This is a genomic window from Thermicanus aegyptius DSM 12793 (genome assembly GCF_000510645.1).
Classification (GTDB): domain Bacteria; phylum Bacillota; class Bacilli; order Thermicanales; family Thermicanaceae; genus Thermicanus; species Thermicanus aegyptius.
Genome location: NZ_KI783301.1, coordinates 3,032,676 through 3,050,441, shown reverse-complemented (window position 1 = coordinate 3,050,441; position 17,766 = coordinate 3,032,676). Strand labels below are relative to the sequence as shown.

The window sequence follows — 17,766 nt, the reverse complement described above, 5'->3', positions numbered from 1 at the left end:
TAAACGTCTTGTATACCTTGTATACTTTGTTGAAATACTTTACCCCTCCCGAGATCCTTAAAGTGTAGCCTCTACATATCGGATGCACGCGTAAATACAAGGATACGTAAATAAATGTTCAGATTCATCGACCTTAAATAAGTTAGAAAAAAATAAACTTTTATCTTAACAATCGTTTACTATTGAACGATCCCCGATAAAATGATGAAGATAATAGGGTGCAGCAACAATTGCCCTCATCTTCCCGATTGGGTAGAATGAGGGTAGTTGATTGTATAAGGGGTTATGAAATTCGATGAGAAAAAGAGATCCTGCCGGGAAGAGGGAGGCGATCTTGGCGTCCGCTTTTCGGCTCTTCCGGGAAAAGGGGTATAAAGGAGCCACCATGGATGAAATGGTAAGCCTCTCCGGCGTAAGCAAGGGAGGCATTTATTGGCATTTTCCCAGCAAAGAAGAGCTCTTTTTCGCCTTGATGGAAGATTGGATCGAGAAGCTGGGACATCATTACTATGCCTTACGGGAAGAAAAGGGTCCGTATGAGGAAAAGATCCGGCGTTTCTTACACTTTCCGTATCGGGACTCGGGCGAGACCATGTGGGTCATCAGCATGGAGTTCTGGCTCCTTCATCTGACCCATCCCATCACATCGGAGAGGATGCAGGGCTGGATGGGGCGAATACACGATATGCTCCGGGAACTCCTCTTCGATGGCATCGTCCGGGCGGAGTTCAAGCCCCTGGATATTGAGGAGCTTGCCTATTCCTTCATGGGGATGATGGAGGGAATGGCCGGCTATCAGATCCTCATGAATAAATCCCCCCAGAATCGTGTGGGCACACTCGGTTTGCAGCTTTTTCTTGACGGAATTAAAATGAGAAAAGATGCGGAAGAAGAGAATCGGAATTCCATGAACGGGAATCTCACGTAAACGAGAATCAAATCGTGTGGATCATCTGGATAGAAAGCGTGCTGGAAATCGAATCTGGCGGAAGTACGGATAGAAGTACGAAGGAAAGATGGCCATTAGAGGAGGGGATAGAAATAGAACATTCGGGACGTGTTAAAAGGGGGAGTCTATTTTTATGCTGCAAAGATATTTCACGGTCAAAGGGTACGGGGAGGAAGAGATCGAGATTGAACGCTCCCGTTTTATCGCCCAGGTAAATCGGGCCGAGACGGAAGAAGAGGCCCTGGCCTTTATCGGGCAGATCCGCAAAAAACACTGGGATGCGACGCATAACTGCTCCGCCTATCTCATCGGGGAGAGAGATCAGATTCAGAAAGCGGATGATGATGGGGAGCCTTCCGGTACGGCAGGCAAACCGATCCTGGAAGTCTTGAAGAAAAGAAATCTGAAGGATACGGTGGTGGTGGTGACCCGTTATTTCGGCGGGATTAAGCTGGGGGCGGGCGGGCTGATCCGGGCTTACGGGAAGAGCGCGACCCGGGGGGTGGATGCGGCCCAAGTGATCGAACGGGTCTTGCACCGGGAAATCACGATACGTATTCCTTATACCCTGCTGGGAAGAGTGGAGAATGAACTTCGCACCCGCGCCATTCGCCTGTCCCAGATCGACTATACGGATGCGGTCACCCTTCATGTGGAGGTGCCAATGGGGGAGGAGGAGGCTTTTTCCGCCTGGATGACCGATCTCACCCACGGGCAGGGGGAAATCCGCTTTTTAGAAGAAAGATATGTCGATTTTCCCGTGCTGCAGCATTCCGCCGAGGAGGAGTAGGAGCGAGGGGAAAAACCCCGGACAGGCCCCTTTACAGACGGAGGAGAAAGGGCTATACTTATAAAACATAAATGAAAATGAATAGTTCCTTCAGGGCAGGGTGAGAGAAATCAATTCCCGACCGGTGGTAACATCTCTTCAAAAGGGAAGAGTGGAGTCCACGAGCCGAAAGGCAGAACCGGTGAGAAGCCGGTACCGACGGTATAGTCCGGATGGAAGAAGGAACGAGATCCCTCTATTTTTACGCACATTTTACGCACAGGATCGACCGGAATGGATCCTTTCCCTTACCCATTGGATCGGTTATAATTCCTCTTTTCCTTTTTATCCTGTCTAAGGGGAAAAGGTCATTTTTCCTCTCCTTATGCCAGGATGAGGAGGGGTGAAGTGATTCCTCCACCTCCGGATGGGGAAAGTGCTCTTTCCTCTCCTTGATGAGGAGGGCTTAGACCTGTGCGGACACCCCATCGACCGGTTGGCTCTCTTCATCCTTACGGTTGAAGAGGAGCTTTCGGGCACGGAATCAACGGTAAGACCGGGGGAGCAAATGGGAAAGGTTTTGTTGAGGGATTCTCTTGTGCATGGATAAAAAAACGCCCTGAAGGATTTTTCCTTCCGGGCTTTTTTGTTGCCTTGTTTTGATCGAAGAGAAAGAGAGATCCATAAGGAGAGGGGAACGGATGAACGATGAATTCTATATGAATCACGCCTTCGCCTTGGCCGCCTCCACAGAGGGAAGAACATGGCCCAATCCGATGGTGGGCGCCGTGATTGTAAAAGAGGGAAGAATTGTCGGCTTTGGTGCTCATCTCAAGGCGGGTACTCCCCATGCGGAGGTTCACGCCCTCAAGATGGCCGGAGAGGAGGCGGAGGGAGGAACCCTGTACGTTACATTAGAACCGTGCAGCCACTATGGGAGGACTCCCCCCTGTGCCGACCAAATCATCGCAGCCGGTCTTAAACGAGTGGTGGTGGCGACGCTTGACCCGAATCCCCTTGTCTCCGGCAAGGGGGTGGAGAAGATGAGGAAGGCAGGGATTCACGTGGAAGTGGGGTTAGGGGAGGAGAAGGGAAAGAGATTAAACGAGGTTTTTTTCCACTACATCACGAAGAGGCGCCCCTTCACCGTCGTAAAGATGGCGATGACCCTGGATGGGAAAATTGCCGCCCATACGGGGGATAGCCGCTGGGTGAGCGGCGCAGCCGCCCGGGAGTATGTCCATCGTCTCCGGAATCAGGCCGATGCGGTGATGGTGGGGATCGGTACGGTATTGGCGGATGATCCCCTTTTAACCACCCGATTGCCGGAAGGAGGAAAGAACCCGCTTCGGATCGTCGTGGATACGAGGCTCCGCATCCCTTTAACCGCCCGTGTCTTGGATACCTCGGCGGCTCCGACGCTGATCGCCTGCGGGGAGGGAGCCGATGCGGCGAAGATGGCCCAACTGAGGGAGAAAGGGGCGGAGGTTTTGCCCCTCCCCGAACGGGAGGGAAGAGTGGATCTGAAGGAGCTTCTTCGCGTCCTGGGTCTGCGGGAGATCGCGTTCCTTTTGGTCGAAGGGGGTGCAGAAATGAACGGCTCTTTACTCATGGAAGGACTGGTCGATAAGGTACTCCTTTTCCTGTCGCCAAAGTTGATCGGCGGGAAGGGACCTACCCCCTTCGGAGGGAAAGGATTCCCCCGCATGGATGAGGCTCTCCCGCTGACGGAGGTTCAGGTGGAAAAGGTGGGGGAAGACTGGTTCATCCAAGGATATCTCAGAAGAGGAGGGTGAGGCATGTTTACAGGAATTGTGGAGGAGATGGGGCAGGTGGCCGCCATCCGCCAAACGGGTGAAGTTTACTCCCTTACGATCGATGCGACGAAGACGATGGAGGATCTAAAGATTGGCGATTCCGTCGCCGTAAACGGGATCTGTCTCACGGTGGTCTCTATGGGAGAATCGGCATTTACGGTGGAGGTGGTTCCGGAGACGGTAAGGAGGACCAATGTATCCCGCCTTGCTTTAGGCCGGAGAGTAAATCTGGAGCGTGCCTTATCCCTGGGAAAGAGATTAGGCGGGCATCTGTTGAGCGGACATATTGATGGAGTGGGAGAGGTTAAGTCCATCCAAGGAGAAGGGGAGGGAAAAGTGATCCGCATCGCTGCGCCGGATCGAATGATGAGATATGTGATTGAAAAAGGCTCCATCGCGGTGGATGGCGTTTCGCTCACGGTGATGGATGTGGAGGAAGAGAGCCTCCGCATTGCCCTTATCCCCCATACGTTGCAGGTGACGACGCTGGGAGAGCTACAGGTGGGAGATCTGGTCAATTTGGAGTTCGACCTCATTGGGAAATATGTGGAAAAATTGCTTTGGAGAGGGGAAGAATCGGTACTCTCCACTTCTCGGAAGGGAAGGGATTGACCGGGGAATTTTTGCACCAACATGGATGATTAGAGTAGGAGGGTTTCGAATGGAAAAATCCCCTTTTTCAACCATTGAAGAAGCGTTGGAGGATTTGCGTCAGGGGAAGGTGGTGATCGTCTGCGATGACGAGGATCGGGAGAATGAGGGGGATCTCGTCGCACTGGCAGAAAAAGCGACGCCGGAAGTGATCAATTTCATGGTGACCTATGGAAGAGGATTGGTCTGTGTGCCGATGACCGAAGAAAGAGCGAAAGCGATCGGTTTACCCCCTATGGTGGGAGAGAATACGGAAAGCCAATCGACCGCCTTTACGGTATCCGTCGATGCCAAGGCGGGGACAACCACAGGGATCTCCGCCCATGACCGCTCCGTTACCGTTCTGGCCCTAATCTCCGAGGATAAGAGGGGAGAAGATTTTCGCAGGCCCGGGCATATTTTCCCCCTGATTGCGAGGAAGGGAGGGGTTTTAAGGCGGGCGGGGCATACGGAGGCCGCCGTCGATCTGGCGCGCCTTGCAGGCGCATATCCCGCCGGCGTGATCTGTGAGATTCTGAACGAAGACGGAACGATGGCCAGGGTTCCTGACCTCATCGAATTCGCCAGGGTTCATCGGTTGAAGATGATCACGATCGCCGATTTAATCAAGTACCGAAAAGAGCGGGAAGTGCTGATCAAACGGGCGGCGGAGGCAACCCTTCCTACAGCGTATGGGGATTTTCAGGTGATGGTCTACACCACCCTCATCGATGATAAAGAGCATGTCGCTCTGGTAAAGGGGGAGATCCGGCCGGATGAACCGGTTCTCGTTCGCGTACATTCCGAATGCTTAACGGGGGATCTCTTCGGTTCCTATCGCTGTGATTGCGGTCCGCAGCTCCATGCCGCATTGGAGAAGATCGAGAAGGAGGGAAAGGGGGTTCTCCTCTATATGAGGCAGGAAGGACGGGGAATCGGCCTGGTGAACAAAATAAAGGCGTACCGGCTGCAGGAGGAAGGGTATGACACGATCGAAGCGAATGAACGGTTAGGTTTTCCGGCGGATCTCCGCGATTATGGGATTGGCGCGCAGATTCTTAAGGATCTGGGGGTAGGAAAGATGAGGCTTTTGACCAACAATCCCAGAAAAATCAAAGGACTGGACGGGCATGGTTTAGAAGTGGTGGAACGGATTCCTTTGGAGATCGATGCGAATCCCAATAATGAAGGGTATTTGCGTACCAAGAAGGAAAAAATGGGACATCTTTTGATGATGATTTAAGAGGAAGGAGTGGGAAAATGGTTCGAGAATTGGAAGGGAACCTGATCGGGACGGGCTTACGGTTCGGCATTGTGGTGAGCCGTTTTAATGACTTCATCACAAAACCTTTATTGGAAGGAGCCCTGGGCGCATTAAGGATGCATGGGGTGGATGAAAAAGAGATCGAAGTGGCCTGGGTTCCGGGGGCCTTTGAAATACCGCTCATTGCCCAAAAAATGGCTTCCTCCGGGAAATACCAGGCCGTGATTGCCTTGGGTGCGGTCATCCGGGGAGCTACCCCTCATTTCGAGTATGTGTCGGGAGAAGTGGCGAAAGGCGTTGCTTCCGTTTCGCTTAAAACCGGAATCCCCATCCTCTTCGGGGTGCTGACGACGAATACCATCGAGGAAGCCATAGAGAGATCCGGGACAAAGGCTGGAAATAAAGGCTGGGAAGCGGCTTTGGCCGCCATTGAGATGGCCCGGCTATGCCGGTTATTCGAAAATGAATCGGTCGACTAGCGATCACCGCTTGAAGAGGGTGCTTTTTCTCTCTTGTAAGGGGATGAGAAAAGGAGTATAGTTATCTTCAGCGTATGAGGGAAAGGAATGCATCATGTACCGCTATACTCCTGAAGAGATCGCCCTAAACATGAAATATAGCATTAAAAATGCGATGTTTTCCGCCGCCGCCGGCAATATCTATGCAGGATTTGTTGCGTTGTTCGCGATGGAAGCCCTCCGCGCCAATGAGTATCAGGTAGCCCTTCTTTCTTCTCTGCCCCAGATGATGAATCTCCTCGCCATCATCCCGGGCACGTTGATTTTAAACCGGCTGACGAAGAAGAGGGAATTTACCGGGTATAATATCGCTTTGGGGAAAATCATTTACCTGTTTATCGCCCTCATTCCTTTTTTGCCTTTCGATCAGGCTTGGATGCTCGTGATCGCGGCGGCCCTTCTCGGCTTGCCCAATTCCTTCGCCAACCTCTCCTGGTCCTCCTTTATCGGGGACCTCATTCCTGCCGAAAAACGAAACAACTTTTTCGGGATTCGGAATAAATATGCCACCTTGGCCTCGATGATTACGGTTCTTGGGGTCGGTCTGATTCTTAATTTCTTTGATAAAACCAATCCATATCCTTATTCTTTCTTCTTTTTTCTCGCTTTTCTCTTAGGGTTGATGGAGTCGTTTTATCTCTTCCGCCATATTGAATATCCGGCAGATGCTCCGGTTACGCCGAAGGGATCTCCTCTTAAATCGCCTCTCCGCTTTATCCCGGCGATGATCAAGAATCGGCCTTATCTACTTTTTATGATCTGTGCCATTCTATTAAATTTCGGCTGGCAGATGGCCTGGCCCCTTTTTAATATTTACCAGATTAAGAATGCCCACGCGACGGCCATGTGGTTTAGCTTCTTTACGGTGGCGAACCAATTGTCCCAGATATTTGCTTATCCTTACTGGAGCCGGTTCGCAAATAAATATGGGAATTCCGCCATGCTCTTTTTAAGTGGATTGGGGCTTGCGACAGCGCCTACGCTCACCATCCTTTCTCCCAATCTCTTTTATCTGGTCCTGGTAAACCTCTGGACGGGAATCCCTGTGGCGGGAGTAACCATGCTTCTCTTTAACCAGCTTCTTCATGTATCCCCCGAGAACGAGCGGACCACCTATATCGCAGGATACAACATCATTATCGGCCTCGTCGGTTTTATCGCTCCCCAGGTTGGGGTCTGGCTTTTGGAGTTAGGCGATATTTATTCTTCCATGAACATCTCTTCCGTCTTTCGGTTGATTGGGGCCTTTTCTTTCCTCGGTGTATTTCTCCTCTACGAAAGAAAAGAGTTGTTGCAAACCCATGGGGAAGGGGCTTCCCTATTGAAGCACTTGGGCGGTCGATGGGCTCAACTCTCCTTGTCTTTCACGAAACTTCACAGGCGTGTGTGGCCAAAAAGAAGGGATAAATGAAAACATAGGAATGCTTGAAAACCCGCTCCTGAATAGGGAGCGGGTTTTCGTCAGGGGAACTTGAGAGAGTTCACTCTATTAGACGAAGGAAAACGAAGGATGTTGCACTGCATGATAAATTCTTTTCAGGATCTCACCGAACGCCCAAACAAGGAGGTCCACCATTACGGATGTTCATGGTGATGGCAAGTTCTTTTCGGTGCAAGTTGTCCGATGGGGAAAGCCACCATCTCGCCGGACCGGTCCCCATAGAGATAACCCCAGGCCATGACACCGTCGATCCATTCCACCATAAGCTCCCGGCCGTCGCCGAGGATGGAGTAAGTGACTCCAGGGAGAATTTCTCCGGGATCTTTCAGGTAGGAGAGGGCCAGATAGTACCGCTTCTCCAGGACGTTGGCCCGGCTATGCTCCCCTTCCGCCCGCTTTTTAATCATCTCTTCTTTTAGGCGGTTTGCTTCTTCCTTTAACTCTTCTTTTGTGCATTGGCTAAATAGCTTTTGCATGGTTAAACCTCTCCGTTCCTTCTCATTTTCCCTGCCTTGATATGTAACAATCCCCATTGCGGAAAAAGACCGGTAATTTTCATTTCTGAACCAAAAAAACGTCTTTCTGAACCAAAAAACGCCGAAAAGGGCTTTTGTGTATTTCACGACTATTTTATCATGCATAAAAACGGGGGTCTATCCCTCCATGTTTGATGATCGCTTTTAATTAAAATTATTATAAATAGATATTGACTTTAAAATTAAAAAAGTTATTATGAATTTGTAAGGAGAAAAACTGAAGAGGAGGAGAATGAGGATGTCCGAAAAGAAAAAGCTGACCACGAGTTGGGGAGCTCCGGTTGGTGACAACCAGAATTCCATGACTGGGGGGCTTTCTGGTCCGACGTTAATTCAGGATGTGCATCTTCTGGAAAAACTGGCGCATTTTAATAGGGAACGAGTACCGGAACGAGTCGTCCACGCGAAAGGAGCAGGTGCTCACGGTTATTTCGAAGTAACGAACGATATGTCAAAGTATACAAAAGCAAAAGTGTTTAACGACGTTGGGAAACGCACCCCCGTTTTTGTCCGTTTTTCGACGGTGGCCGGCGAGTCGGGTTCTGCCGATACCGTTCGCGACCCGCGGGGATTCGCGGTAAAAATGTACACGGAAGAAGGGAACTACGACATCGTCGGAAACAACACCCCCATTTTCTTTATCCGCGATGGGATTAAATTTCCCGATTTTATCCATACGCAAAAGCGTGATCCCCGTACTCATCTGAAAAATCCGACGGCCATGTGGGATTTCTGGTCGTTATCACCGGAATCTTTGCACCAGGTTACTTATTTGTTCGGAGATCGCGGCATCCCATTAACTTACCGCCATATGAACGGATATGGGAGTCACACGTTTAAGTGGGTAAACAAAGAGGGCGAAGCGGTTTGGGTGAAGTATCATTTTAAAACCGACCAGGGCGTAAAAAATATGGACCCGGAACTGGCCGCCAAAATCGCCGGAGAAAATCCGGATTATCATACCGAAGATCTCTTTACGTCGATTGAAAACGGAGATTTTCCTTCCTGGACCTTATATGTGCAGATCATGCCGTTGGAAGAGGCGAAGGCGTATCGCTTCAATCCCTTTGATGTGACCAAGGTGTGGTCGCACAAGGATTATCCCCTCATTGAAGTGGGCCGTATGGTGTTAAACCGCAATCCGGAGAATTATTTCGCCGAAGTGGAACAAGCGACGTTTTCCCCTGGGAACATGGTTCCCGGTGTTGAGCCATCCCCGGATAAGATGCTGCAAGCGCGTTTATTTGCCTATGGTGATACGCACCGGTACCGTGTCGGCGTAAACCATCATCTGCTGCCGATTAACCGGCCCCGGGTTGAGGTCAATCATTATCAACGGGACGGTTTTATGCGCCTGGACAATAATGGTGGAGGGTCTGTCTATTATGAACCGAACAGCTTCGAAGGCCCGGCGGAAGTTCCGGAGCATAAAATCACCCCATTTGAGGTATCCGGTATGGCGGACAGCGTCCCCTATGATGATCATGATCATTACACACAGGCTGGCGATTTGTACCGTCTCATGAGTGAGGAAGAAAAGGCGCGTCTCGTGAAAAACATTGTTGAATCGTTGAGACACGTAACGAGAGAAGATATTAAGCGCCGTCAAATTGAACACTTCGCCAAGGCGGACCCTGACTATGGACGTCGAGTTGAAGAGGCGCTTTTCCAGACAAGCGGAATAAAGAAATAGCCGAAGATCGTGGAAAGTAGCGCATAAAAAAGGCCGATTGCCATGCAATCGGCCTTCCCCCCATTCTTTACTGCGGATTAGGCATAGTACCGGAACTCATGAAGCATCCTCTCGTACGCGTCCGGGTCTTCGAAGTCCTCTTTTCTCCAATTCTCTGTGATCCAAGAGATCAATTCAAGGGGGGAATTGAAGAATTCTCCGGTCGTGTCCGAGTTGCGAACGGTGAAGCGATGATTCTCCTCATCAATCGTCACCTCGACGGGAAAGGCACCGTGTTTGCTTTTCAAGGAAAAATCCATTCTTCATCCCTCCTTCTTCTGTTTCTTGATCTCTTTGAGATGAGATAGTAATTCTATTATACGCCAAATGCTTGATTTTATCCATATAGATGAATGACTTTTCTGTGAATTTGAAACGCGGGGGAAGGTGAACATAACCCCACACCTTAATGCAACGAATTACCGATGGAGTTCATATCGATCTTGCCAGAATAGGGATTGAAGCGCCTTCTTCTCTTCCTCGGTCAGGGGAGGAGTCTTTGCTGCCCTTACATTCTCCTGCATCTGCTCGATCTTGCTTGCCCCAGGGATGACGGTGGCGACAGCAGGGTGAGAAAGCGGGTAACGCAGGGAGAGACTTGAGAGACTTATCTCCGGGCGGATCTTTTTCATCTTTTTTACCGCCGCTCTGATTTCCCGATAGGAATGGCCCAAGAAATCGTCCCCTCTCTCCTCCTTAAGGATACGATCGGTCAGGAGTCCCTTCGCCAAGGGTCCCCGGGCGATGAGGCTTACCCCGTTTTGATAAAGAAGATCGAGCATCTCTTCTTCCGGTCTGCGATCCAGGAGACCGTACTGCATCATGACGCTTGCGATGCGGGACCGTTTCAGGTATTCCCGAATCACGTTAGGCCGAATGGAGGATATGCCGTAGTAGCGGATCGCTCCTGCCTGGACCAATTCTTCAAAGGCTTCGATGATTTCATCGATGGGATCTTCAATCGTCCCCCCGTGAAGCTGGTACAGGTCGATGTAATCGGTCTTAAGACGGGCTAAGCTTTTTTGGACTGCCTCCTTGATGTACTCCTTGGAAGGGACCCAATCCCATCCGGTCCCATCCTCTCGCCAGCGGTTTCCCACCTTGGTCGCCAGAACCACCTGATCTCTTCTCCCCTGGATGGCTTTGCCCACAATCTTCTCATTCTGTCCATGATCATAGAGATCGGCCGTGTCGATGAAGTTCACCCCGAGATCCAACGCTTCATGGATGAGGCGGATTCCCGTTTTTTCATCGGTGCCGATGGACATGGCTCCGAAGCCGATCTCTGTTACGAATAATTGGGAATGGCCTAAGGGATTTTTCTTCACACGTTTCTTCCTCCTATCCTTTTTCCTTCATTGTATAGAGAGTTTCCGCTTTTGAAAATAAAGAAGAGTACGGAAAATGCAACTTTCCCCATTGCATGTAAACCCTATTTGTTTTATAGTAATAGAAAGAATAATGAATGAGTATTCATTCACGCACCGTACGACTGAAGGAGCCGGCTCCGGAATAAAAGTAAAAGTGAGACCATTCAAGAGGAGGGATTGGTTTGTCGCGCAGCATTAAGAGAGTAGCCGTCATCGGCTCCGGTGTGATGGGGGCAGGGATCGCTGCCCACTTGGCCAATGTGGGGATTCGGAGTGACTTACTGGACATTGTGCCGAAATCGCTTACACCGGAGGAGGAAGCAAAAGGATTAAGCCTGGATAAGAGGGAGGTAAGGAACCGTTTGGCCGAACAGGGGAAGAACAAACTTCTTAAGGCGAGCCCGGCCCCCCTGTACGATCCAGGGCGGATCGACCTGATCACCCCCGGGAATCTGGAAGATAATCTGGACCGATTGAAGAAGGCGGATTGGATCATCGAAGTGGTGGTGGAGAGCTTGGAGGTCAAAAAGGAGGTTCTGGCGAAGATCGAAACCTATCGCCGGCCGGGCAGCATCGTAAGCTCCAATACCTCCGGCATCTCCATCACGGCCATGGCGGAAGGAAGGAGTGAGGATTTTCGCCGCCATTTCCTGGGCACCCATTTCTTTAATCCGCCCCGTTATATGAAGCTCCTGGAGATTATTCCTCACCAGGAGACCGATCCCGACGTGGTGCGGTTTATGAAGGATTTTGCGGAGCGGATCCTCGGCAAAGGGGTGGTTCTCTGCAAGGATACGGTCAACTTTATCGCCAACCGCATCGGAACTTACGGGCTGATGGTGACGGTGGATGAGATGCTGAAGGGAGGGTACGGCGTCGATGAAGTGGATGCGGTGACGGGCCCGCCCCTGGGTCGTCCCAAAAGCGCCACTTTCCGCACCCTCGATGTGGTGGGGCTGGATACCTTTGTCCATGTGGCTCGGAATGTCTATGAGAATGTGGAGGATCCAAAAGAGAAGAGCATCTTTCACATTCCCCCCTTTATGGAGGAGATGCTCTCCCGGGGAATGCTGGGATCAAAGACCGGTCAGGGTTTTTATAAGCAAGTAAAGCAAAATGGGGAAAAGGAGATCCTTGCCTTAGATATAGAGAGCCTTTCTTACCGTCCCCGGAGGAAGCTGGCCGCGCCTTCCTTGCAGGCGGCGAAGACGGGGGATCGGAAGGAACGGCTCCGCACGCTCCTCTATGCGAAGGACCGGGCGGGTGAGATCGCGTGGAACGTGACGAAGCGCACCCTCCTCTATGCGGCGGAGAAAGTGGGAGAGATATCCGAAGATCTCGTCTCCATCGATCAGGCGATGAAATGGGGTTTTGGATGGGAGCTGGGCCCCTTTGAACTATGGGAGGCGATCGGCTTTGAAAAAGCGACCCGCCGCATGAAGGAAGAGGGCGAAAACCTTCCCGATTGGATTGAAGAGATGCTTCGATCCGGAATCAAAGGATTTTACCGAACGGATCGGGAAGGGATTTTCCAATATTTAAAGGGTTCTTACCGGAAGGTGGAGGAAAGGCCGGAGTTCATTTCCTTAGAACGGTTAAAAGAAGAAGGGAAAGAGGTGAAGGGGAACAAGAGCGCCAGCCTGATCGACTTGGGTGACGGCGTCTTATGCCTGGAATTTCATTCGACCGGGAACGCCCTTGGAAGCGATATCATTCAGGTGGCCCGCTTTGCCCTGGAAGAGACGGAGAGGAATTACGAAGGCCTGGTCATTGGAAATCAAGGGAAGAATTTCAGTGCCGGGGCCAATGTAATGATGATGTTGTTGGAGGCCCAAGACGAGAATTGGGATGAATTGGATCTGCTCGTTCGCGAGTTTCAGAGATTTACCATGAGCCTGAAGTACTTCCCGAAGCCGATCGTTGCCGCTCCTTTTGGGATGACCTTGGGGGGCGGGTATGAGGTTGCCGCAGCCGGCAGCCTCATTCAGGCATCCGCCGAGACGTACATGGGGTTGGTAGAGACGGGAGTGGGGCTTATTCCTGCAGGAGGGGGAACCAAAGAGCTTCTCATCCGTTTCATGGAGCGGATTCCGGAAGGGTCGAAGGCTGATCTCCAACCCTATGTGAATCAAGTCTTTGAAACGATCGCCTTCGCCAAAGTCTCCACCAGCGCGCTGGAAGCGAAAAAATTAGGGTATATGCGCCCAACCGACACGATCAGCATCCATCCGGATCACCTCCTCTATGACGCGAAACAGAAGGTTTTGGCGTTGGCCCAAAAAGGGTATCAGCCGCCGCAAAAAAGAAAGATCAAGGTGGTCGGTGAGCCGGGCTATGCGGTGATGAAGTTAGGTGCCTACTCCATGAGGCAGGCGGGCTATATTAGTGAACATGACCAGAAGATCGCCGAGAAGCTAGCCTTTGTGCTTGCAGGGGGGCGTCTGCCTGCAGGAACGGAGGTGGAGGAGGAGTATCTCCTCGATCTGGAGCGAGAAGCCTTCCTAAGCCTGGCTGGAGAACCGAAAACGCAAGCTAGAATGCAATATATGCTCTCGAAGGGAAAACCGCTGCGGAACTGACCCATACGCTGGATCGGAATATCAAAATTATAGAGATGATGGAAGAAATACCTCTTTATTTTCCCTGAGCGAGAGGGAGGCCATCTCTACGATGGCTTGATGGGAGCGACAAAACACGTTCGATAAGAGAGCGAAGGAGAAGGATACGTTCAAGTGATAAAGGTGTCAATGTAGAGATCAAGGAATAGAAAGGAGAGGGAAGATGAGGAATGCAGTAATTGTGGCGGGAGTACGAACCGCCGTGGGGAAGGCACCGAAGGGGAGTCTCCGGAATGTCCGCCCCGAGGATATGGGAGCAGCCGTAATTGAAGCCCTCCTCGCCCGGGTTCCAACCCTTAAGCCGGAGGAGATCGAAGACGTGATCATAGGATGTGCTTTCCCGGAAGGAGAGCAAGGGATGAATATGGCCCGGAATATTCTCCTAAGGGCCGGACTGCCTGATTCTGTCCCGGGGATGACGGTGAATCGATATTGCAGTTCAGGACTTCAAACGATCGCCATGGCGGCAGAACGGATCATGTTGGGATTTGCCGATGTGATCATCGCCGGAGGTGTGGAGAGCATGAGCCTCATCCCAATGGGAGGGCATAAAGTGGCTCCCAACCCCTGGCTGGTCGATCATCGCCCCGAAGTCTATATGTCGATGGGGATCACCGCCGAGGAGGTGGCCCGCCGTTATAGGATCTCCCGTGAGGATCAGGACCGTTTCGCCTTACGAAGCCATGAAAGGGCCGCAAAGGCCGTACAGGAAGGGAAATTTAAGGAGGAGATTATTCCCATTCAAGTGACGCAGCGAGCGTTGAATGAGAAAGGGAGGGTGGAGGAACACGAATTTCTCTTCGACACCGATGAAGGAATTCGCTATGACACCAGCCTGGAAAAGCTCTCCCAATTAAAACCGGCTTTCCGCCTCGGGGGGACGGTGACGGCGGGAAACTCCTCCCAAACGAGCGATGGGGCGGCCGCCGTACTCATCATGTCGGAAGAAAAAGCGAGGGAGCTGGGACTTCCCCCCCTGCTTTATTACCGTTCCTTTGCGGTGGCGGGAGTGGCACCTGAGATCATGGGGATCGGTCCCATCTACGCCATCCCAAAAGCGCTGAAGATGGCCGGAATTTCCCTGGATGAGGTAGATCTGATCGAATTGAATGAAGCCTTCGCGTCCCAATCACTGGCCGTGATTCGGGAGCTCTCCCTGGACGAAGAAAAGGTGAATGTAAATGGAGGGGCCATCGCTCTGGGCCATCCTTTGGGCTGTACCGGAGCAAAGCTGACGGTGACGCTCATGCATGAGATGAGACGGCGCAAAGCCCGCTATGGGGTCGTCACCATGTGCATCGGTGGCGGCATGGGAGCCGCCGGGGTTTTTGAGCGGGTGGGAGAGTAGGGAACGGCCAAATCTACCCTCTTCACCTGTTAGGGCGGAGACTCGCTTCCACATTTCTACCATTCGAACGGACGGTCGGACGGTCCCCTGATGGAGTTTGGACTATGCGAATTTGCGGATAAAGGAAAAGGATAAAGGAGGAGAAGAAGATGTTTGAGACGAAGAGCGTAAAACGAGGGGGAAGTTTCCTCATTGAGGAGACAGCCCCGGAGGAGATTTTCACGCCGGAAGATCTTTCGGAAGAGCAAAAGATGATCGGAGAAACGACGGAATCCTTCATCAGGGGGGAGGTATGGCCGGTACTGGACGAAATTGAGGAGCATCACCGCTTTGATCTAACGGTAAACCTCCTGAAAAAGGCGGGGGAGTTAGGCCTCCTCGCCGGGGACATCCCGGAAAAATATGAGGGGCTGGGATTGGATAAGATCAGCACCATGCTGGTGGCGGAGAAATTTGCCCTTGCCCGTTCCTTCGCCCTCTCCTTTGGGGCCCATGTGGGGATCGGGACGCTCCCCATCGTCTATTTCGGCACCGAGGAGCAGAAGAGAAAGTATCTTCCTGACCTGGCCAGCGGACGAAGGCTGGCCGCCTATGCCCTGACCGAGCCGGGTTCCGGCTCCGACGCCTTGGGCGCGAAGACGACCGCCGTTTTGAATCCGGAAGGAACCCATTATATTCTCAATGGTGAAAAACAGTGGATCACCAATTCCGGTTTCGCCGATCTCTTTATCGTCTACGCCAAGGTGGATGGGGAGAAGTTTAGCGCCTTTATCGTAGAACGGGACGATCCCGGCGTATCGACCGGCCCGGAAGAGAAGAAAATGGGCATTAAAGGATCCTCCACCCGCACCTTGATCCTGCAGGATGTACCGGTTCCGAAGGAGAACCTCCTGGGCGAGGTGGGCCGGGGGCATGTGATCGCCTTTAACATTTTAAATATCGGCCGTTACAAGCTGGCTGCAGGAAGCGTTGGCGGAGCGAAACGGGTCATTGAGCTTGCGGTTCAATATGCCAAAGAGAGGGAACAGTTTAAGACGAAGATCGCCAATTTCCCCCTCATCAAGTCCAAGATTGCCGAGATGACGATTCGCACCTATGCGGCCGAGAGCATGATCTACCGGACCGTGGGGCTCTTCGATGAGATGATGGAATACCTCGGAGAGAAGGTGGAAGACGGGCGGGAGGTGGCGAAGGGAATCGCCGAATATGCCATCGAATGCTCCCTCAATAAGTTTTATGCCACGGAAGTGCTGGATTATGTGGTGGATGAGGCGGTGCAGATCCACGGCGGGTACGGGTACATGGCCGAATATGAAGTGGAGAAGATGTACCGGGATTCCCGCATCAACCGCATCTTCGAAGGAACCAATGAGATCAACCGCCTCCTTGTCCCCGGGACGCTGGTGAAAAAGGCGATGAAAGGGGAACTGGACCTGATGGGAGCCGCCCTTCGCTTTCAAAATGAAATCCTTTCCTTCATGCCGGCGGAAATCGGGACGGAGCCCCTCGCCCAGGAGAAAGAAATGGTGGCGATGGCGAAGAAGATCTTCCTCCTGGTGGCCGGCCAGGCGGTGCAGAAGTACCAGGAGAAATTGGAGGGTGAACAGGAAATCCTTTCCCACGCAGCCGATCTGGCGGCGGAGATCTTCGCCATGGAGAGCGCCCTCCTCCGGACTTTAAAGGAGATCGGAAGAAACGGTGTAGGGAAATCGAGCAGGAAGATCGATCTCGCCCAAGCGGTGGTATATGAAGGGATGGAGAGAATCGAAATGCTGGCGAAGGAAGCCCTCGCCCATCTGGAAGAGGGGGATAGCTTAAAGACCCAGCTCGCCCTTCTCCGGAAACTGACCCGCTACCAGCCCATCGACCGGATCGCTTTAAAGCGACGGATCGCCGATTTCGTCATCGAAGTAGGCGAGTATACGGTGTGAAGGAAGAACCCTTCATCCGGTTCACCGGAAGAACGATATGTTTTCAATGCTTATGGGGAAATGGATTGTCGCCTCCTTCCACGAAGGAGGCGATGATTCGTCTATGTCCGGCATGGATGTGATCTCTAGACTGAGAGTCCCGAACGAGGTCTGGTCATTTATTTCTTCCAAACGACATCCGGACACGACTCCTTGAACCGATCGATCATCCAATGCTTGCGCGCTTCCCGCCACGTCACACATTGTAGAAGGCTTTGAATCCGCCAATACATCGGGGGATGATATTGAAACTGAAATTCTAGGAACCGCCAAAACCATGCAACCTGTTCCAGGATTGACGAACTTCGCAATATTGAACGTTTGTTTGGCAAACTGTATTCCATTGACTTTTCCAGGTCATGTTCCTGTGCGCGAGCCAAATCCGTCAGCCCGCCGGCCATCTGCCTATGTCCTCCTGAAAGCAAAGAGGCGCCCAGATGATCTGCCCGTACTTCCATCCACTGGGTAAAAAAAGACAAATAATTGGGATAGAGAAACATCAGCGTATACACCAATACAAAGGTGACAAAAACATGATTTTGGGCAAGCCATTTCAGTTCATCATAAAACAGAAACACCAATCCGCCGACAAGCCCAATGAAAACCAACCGTGCCAGTTGCTGCAAAAGTACATCACGATTTTTAACATGAACCGCTTCATGCGCCAGTATCGCTTCCGTTTTGTTCCTGAACATTCAGCAACCTGCCACACCCCAACAAAGATATGGTATCGAGCAAAAGTTTTAAAAAATAACAGCCAGTTGTTATGACGTGACTGAATATCCTCTTTCCGAAGTAACGTTT

The 17,766-nt window shown here is 51.6% G+C and carries 16 protein-coding genes and 1 riboswitch; of the genes, 12 read left to right on the top strand and 4 right to left on the bottom strand.

Going from position 1 to position 17,766, the window contains the following annotated elements; genetic code table 11:
• The first annotated feature begins 295 nt into the window (after positions 1-295).
• From THEAE_RS22270 to THEAE_RS21440, 8 genes are all read left to right on the top strand, one after another.
• Positions 296-928, top strand: coding sequence for a TetR/AcrR family transcriptional regulator (locus tag THEAE_RS22270; RefSeq protein ID WP_028988176.1), 633 nt, complete (start codon positions 296-298; stop codon positions 926-928).
• 154 nt (positions 929-1,082) lie between these two features.
• The gene (locus tag THEAE_RS0116305; protein WP_028988175.1) at positions 1,083-1,739 is read left to right on the top strand and encodes a YigZ family protein; all 657 of its coding nucleotides are present in this window, start codon (positions 1,083-1,085) and stop codon (positions 1,737-1,739) included.
• A gap of 82 nt (positions 1,740-1,821) precedes the next feature.
• Positions 1,822-1,967, top strand: a riboswitch (FMN riboswitch).
• A 187-nt stretch (positions 1,968-2,154) separates the two neighbouring features.
• A complete protein-coding gene (locus THEAE_RS0116295) occupies positions 2,155-2,328 on the top strand; it encodes a hypothetical protein (RefSeq protein WP_156920655.1) in 174 nt (57 codons plus the stop codon).
• A 91-nt stretch (positions 2,329-2,419) separates the two neighbouring features.
• Positions 2,420-3,514 carry a bifunctional diaminohydroxyphosphoribosylaminopyrimidine deaminase/5-amino-6-(5-phosphoribosylamino)uracil reductase RibD gene (gene ribD, locus THEAE_RS0116290; protein WP_028988172.1) on the top strand — a complete coding sequence of 365 codons (1,095 nt, stop codon included), beginning with the start codon at positions 2,420-2,422 and terminating at the stop codon, positions 3,512-3,514.
• Positions 3,515-3,517: 3 nt separating this feature from the next.
• The gene (locus THEAE_RS0116285) at positions 3,518-4,147 is read left to right on the top strand and encodes a riboflavin synthase (RefSeq protein WP_028988171.1); all 630 of its coding nucleotides are present in this window, start codon (positions 3,518-3,520) and stop codon (positions 4,145-4,147) included.
• A gap of 49 nt (positions 4,148-4,196) precedes the next feature.
• On the top strand, positions 4,197-5,408 hold the full coding sequence (locus THEAE_RS0116280; RefSeq protein WP_028988170.1) for a bifunctional 3,4-dihydroxy-2-butanone-4-phosphate synthase/GTP cyclohydrolase II: 1,212 nt from the start codon (positions 4,197-4,199) through the stop codon (positions 5,406-5,408).
• Positions 5,409-5,425: 17 nt separating this feature from the next.
• Entirely contained in the window at positions 5,426-5,908 is a 483-nt protein-coding gene (ribH, locus tag THEAE_RS0116275; RefSeq protein ID WP_005583690.1) for a 6,7-dimethyl-8-ribityllumazine synthase, read from the top strand.
• A gap of 94 nt (positions 5,909-6,002) precedes the next feature.
• The gene (locus tag THEAE_RS21440; RefSeq protein ID WP_052330088.1) at positions 6,003-7,358 is read left to right on the top strand and encodes an MFS transporter; all 1,356 of its coding nucleotides are present in this window, start codon (positions 6,003-6,005) and stop codon (positions 7,356-7,358) included.
• A 164-nt stretch (positions 7,359-7,522) separates the two neighbouring features.
• Here the strand turns inward: THEAE_RS21440 and THEAE_RS22265 are convergent, their stop codons facing one another.
• The gene (locus tag THEAE_RS22265; protein ID WP_169730001.1) at positions 7,523-7,864 is read right to left on the bottom strand and encodes a DUF1811 family protein; all 342 of its coding nucleotides are present in this window, start codon (positions 7,862-7,864) and stop codon (positions 7,523-7,525) included.
• Positions 7,865-8,162: 298 nt separating this feature from the next.
• On the opposite strand from THEAE_RS22265, the gene THEAE_RS0116255 reads away from it, so the two are divergent.
• Positions 8,163-9,617 (top strand): catalase, encoded by a 1,455-nt coding sequence (locus THEAE_RS0116255; protein ID WP_005586697.1) that lies wholly within the window; start codon positions 8,163-8,165, stop codon positions 9,615-9,617.
• 77 nt (positions 9,618-9,694) lie between these two features.
• Here the strand turns inward: THEAE_RS0116255 and THEAE_RS0116250 are convergent, their stop codons facing one another.
• Together THEAE_RS0116250 and THEAE_RS0116245 are read right to left on the bottom strand one after the other, a co-directional pair.
• Positions 9,695-9,916, bottom strand: a complete 222-nt coding sequence (locus THEAE_RS0116250; RefSeq protein WP_028988169.1) for a hypothetical protein — start codon at positions 9,914-9,916, stop codon at positions 9,695-9,697.
• A gap of 159 nt (positions 9,917-10,075) precedes the next feature.
• A complete protein-coding gene (locus THEAE_RS0116245; protein ID WP_005586696.1) occupies positions 10,076-10,984 on the bottom strand; it encodes an aldo/keto reductase in 909 nt (302 codons plus the stop codon).
• 224 nt (positions 10,985-11,208) lie between these two features.
• On the opposite strand from THEAE_RS0116245, the gene THEAE_RS0116240 reads away from it, so the two are divergent.
• The 3 genes from THEAE_RS0116240 to THEAE_RS0116230 all read left to right on the top strand — a co-directional run bounded on the left by THEAE_RS0116240 (position 11,209) and on the right by THEAE_RS0116230 (position 16,923).
• Positions 11,209-13,605: a 3-hydroxyacyl-CoA dehydrogenase/enoyl-CoA hydratase family protein gene (locus tag THEAE_RS0116240; protein ID WP_028988168.1), complete on the top strand. Its 2,397-nt coding sequence runs from the start codon at positions 11,209-11,211 to the stop codon at positions 13,603-13,605.
• Between the two features lie 202 nt (positions 13,606-13,807).
• The gene (locus THEAE_RS0116235) at positions 13,808-14,992 is read left to right on the top strand and encodes an acetyl-CoA C-acetyltransferase (RefSeq protein ID WP_028988167.1); all 1,185 of its coding nucleotides are present in this window, start codon (positions 13,808-13,810) and stop codon (positions 14,990-14,992) included.
• Positions 14,993-15,141: 149 nt separating this feature from the next.
• The gene (locus tag THEAE_RS0116230) at positions 15,142-16,923 is read left to right on the top strand and encodes an acyl-CoA dehydrogenase family protein (protein WP_005586694.1); all 1,782 of its coding nucleotides are present in this window, start codon (positions 15,142-15,144) and stop codon (positions 16,921-16,923) included.
• Positions 16,924-17,081: 158 nt separating this feature from the next.
• Here the strand turns inward: THEAE_RS0116230 and THEAE_RS0116225 are convergent, their stop codons facing one another.
• Entirely contained in the window at positions 17,082-17,657 is a 576-nt protein-coding gene (locus tag THEAE_RS0116225; protein WP_028988166.1) for a M56 family metallopeptidase, read from the bottom strand.
• Positions 17,658-17,766: the final 109 nt, after the last annotated feature.

Excerpts from the sequence above, each read along its gene's own strand:
- THEAE_RS22270 (WP_028988176.1), top strand. The coding sequence starts at position 296 with ATGAGAAAAAGAGATCCTGCCGGGAAGAGGGAGGCGATCTTGGCGTCC.
- THEAE_RS0116305 (WP_028988175.1), top strand. The coding sequence starts at position 1,083 with ATGCTGCAAAGATATTTCACGGTCAAAGGGTACGGGGAGGAAGAGATC.
- ribD (WP_028988172.1), top strand. The coding sequence starts at position 2,420 with ATGAACGATGAATTCTATATGAATCACGCCTTCGCCTTGGCCGCCTCC.
- THEAE_RS0116285 (WP_028988171.1), top strand. The coding sequence starts at position 3,518 with ATGTTTACAGGAATTGTGGAGGAGATGGGGCAGGTGGCCGCCATCCGC.
- THEAE_RS0116280 (WP_028988170.1), top strand. The coding sequence starts at position 4,197 with ATGGAAAAATCCCCTTTTTCAACCATTGAAGAAGCGTTGGAGGATTTG.
- ribH (WP_005583690.1), top strand. The coding sequence starts at position 5,426 with ATGGTTCGAGAATTGGAAGGGAACCTGATCGGGACGGGCTTACGGTTC.
- THEAE_RS21440 (WP_052330088.1), top strand. The coding sequence starts at position 6,003 with ATGTACCGCTATACTCCTGAAGAGATCGCCCTAAACATGAAATATAGC.
- THEAE_RS22265 (WP_169730001.1), bottom strand. The coding sequence starts at position 7,864 with ATGCAAAAGCTATTTAGCCAATGCACAAAAGAAGAGTTAAAGGAAGAA.
- THEAE_RS0116255 (WP_005586697.1), top strand. The coding sequence starts at position 8,163 with ATGTCCGAAAAGAAAAAGCTGACCACGAGTTGGGGAGCTCCGGTTGGT.
- THEAE_RS0116250 (WP_028988169.1), bottom strand. The coding sequence starts at position 9,916 with ATGGATTTTTCCTTGAAAAGCAAACACGGTGCCTTTCCCGTCGAGGTG.
- THEAE_RS0116235 (WP_028988167.1), top strand. The coding sequence starts at position 13,808 with ATGAGGAATGCAGTAATTGTGGCGGGAGTACGAACCGCCGTGGGGAAG.
- THEAE_RS0116230 (WP_005586694.1), top strand. The coding sequence starts at position 15,142 with ATGTTTGAGACGAAGAGCGTAAAACGAGGGGGAAGTTTCCTCATTGAG.
- THEAE_RS0116225 (WP_028988166.1), bottom strand. The coding sequence starts at position 17,657 with ATGTTCAGGAACAAAACGGAAGCGATACTGGCGCATGAAGCGGTTCAT.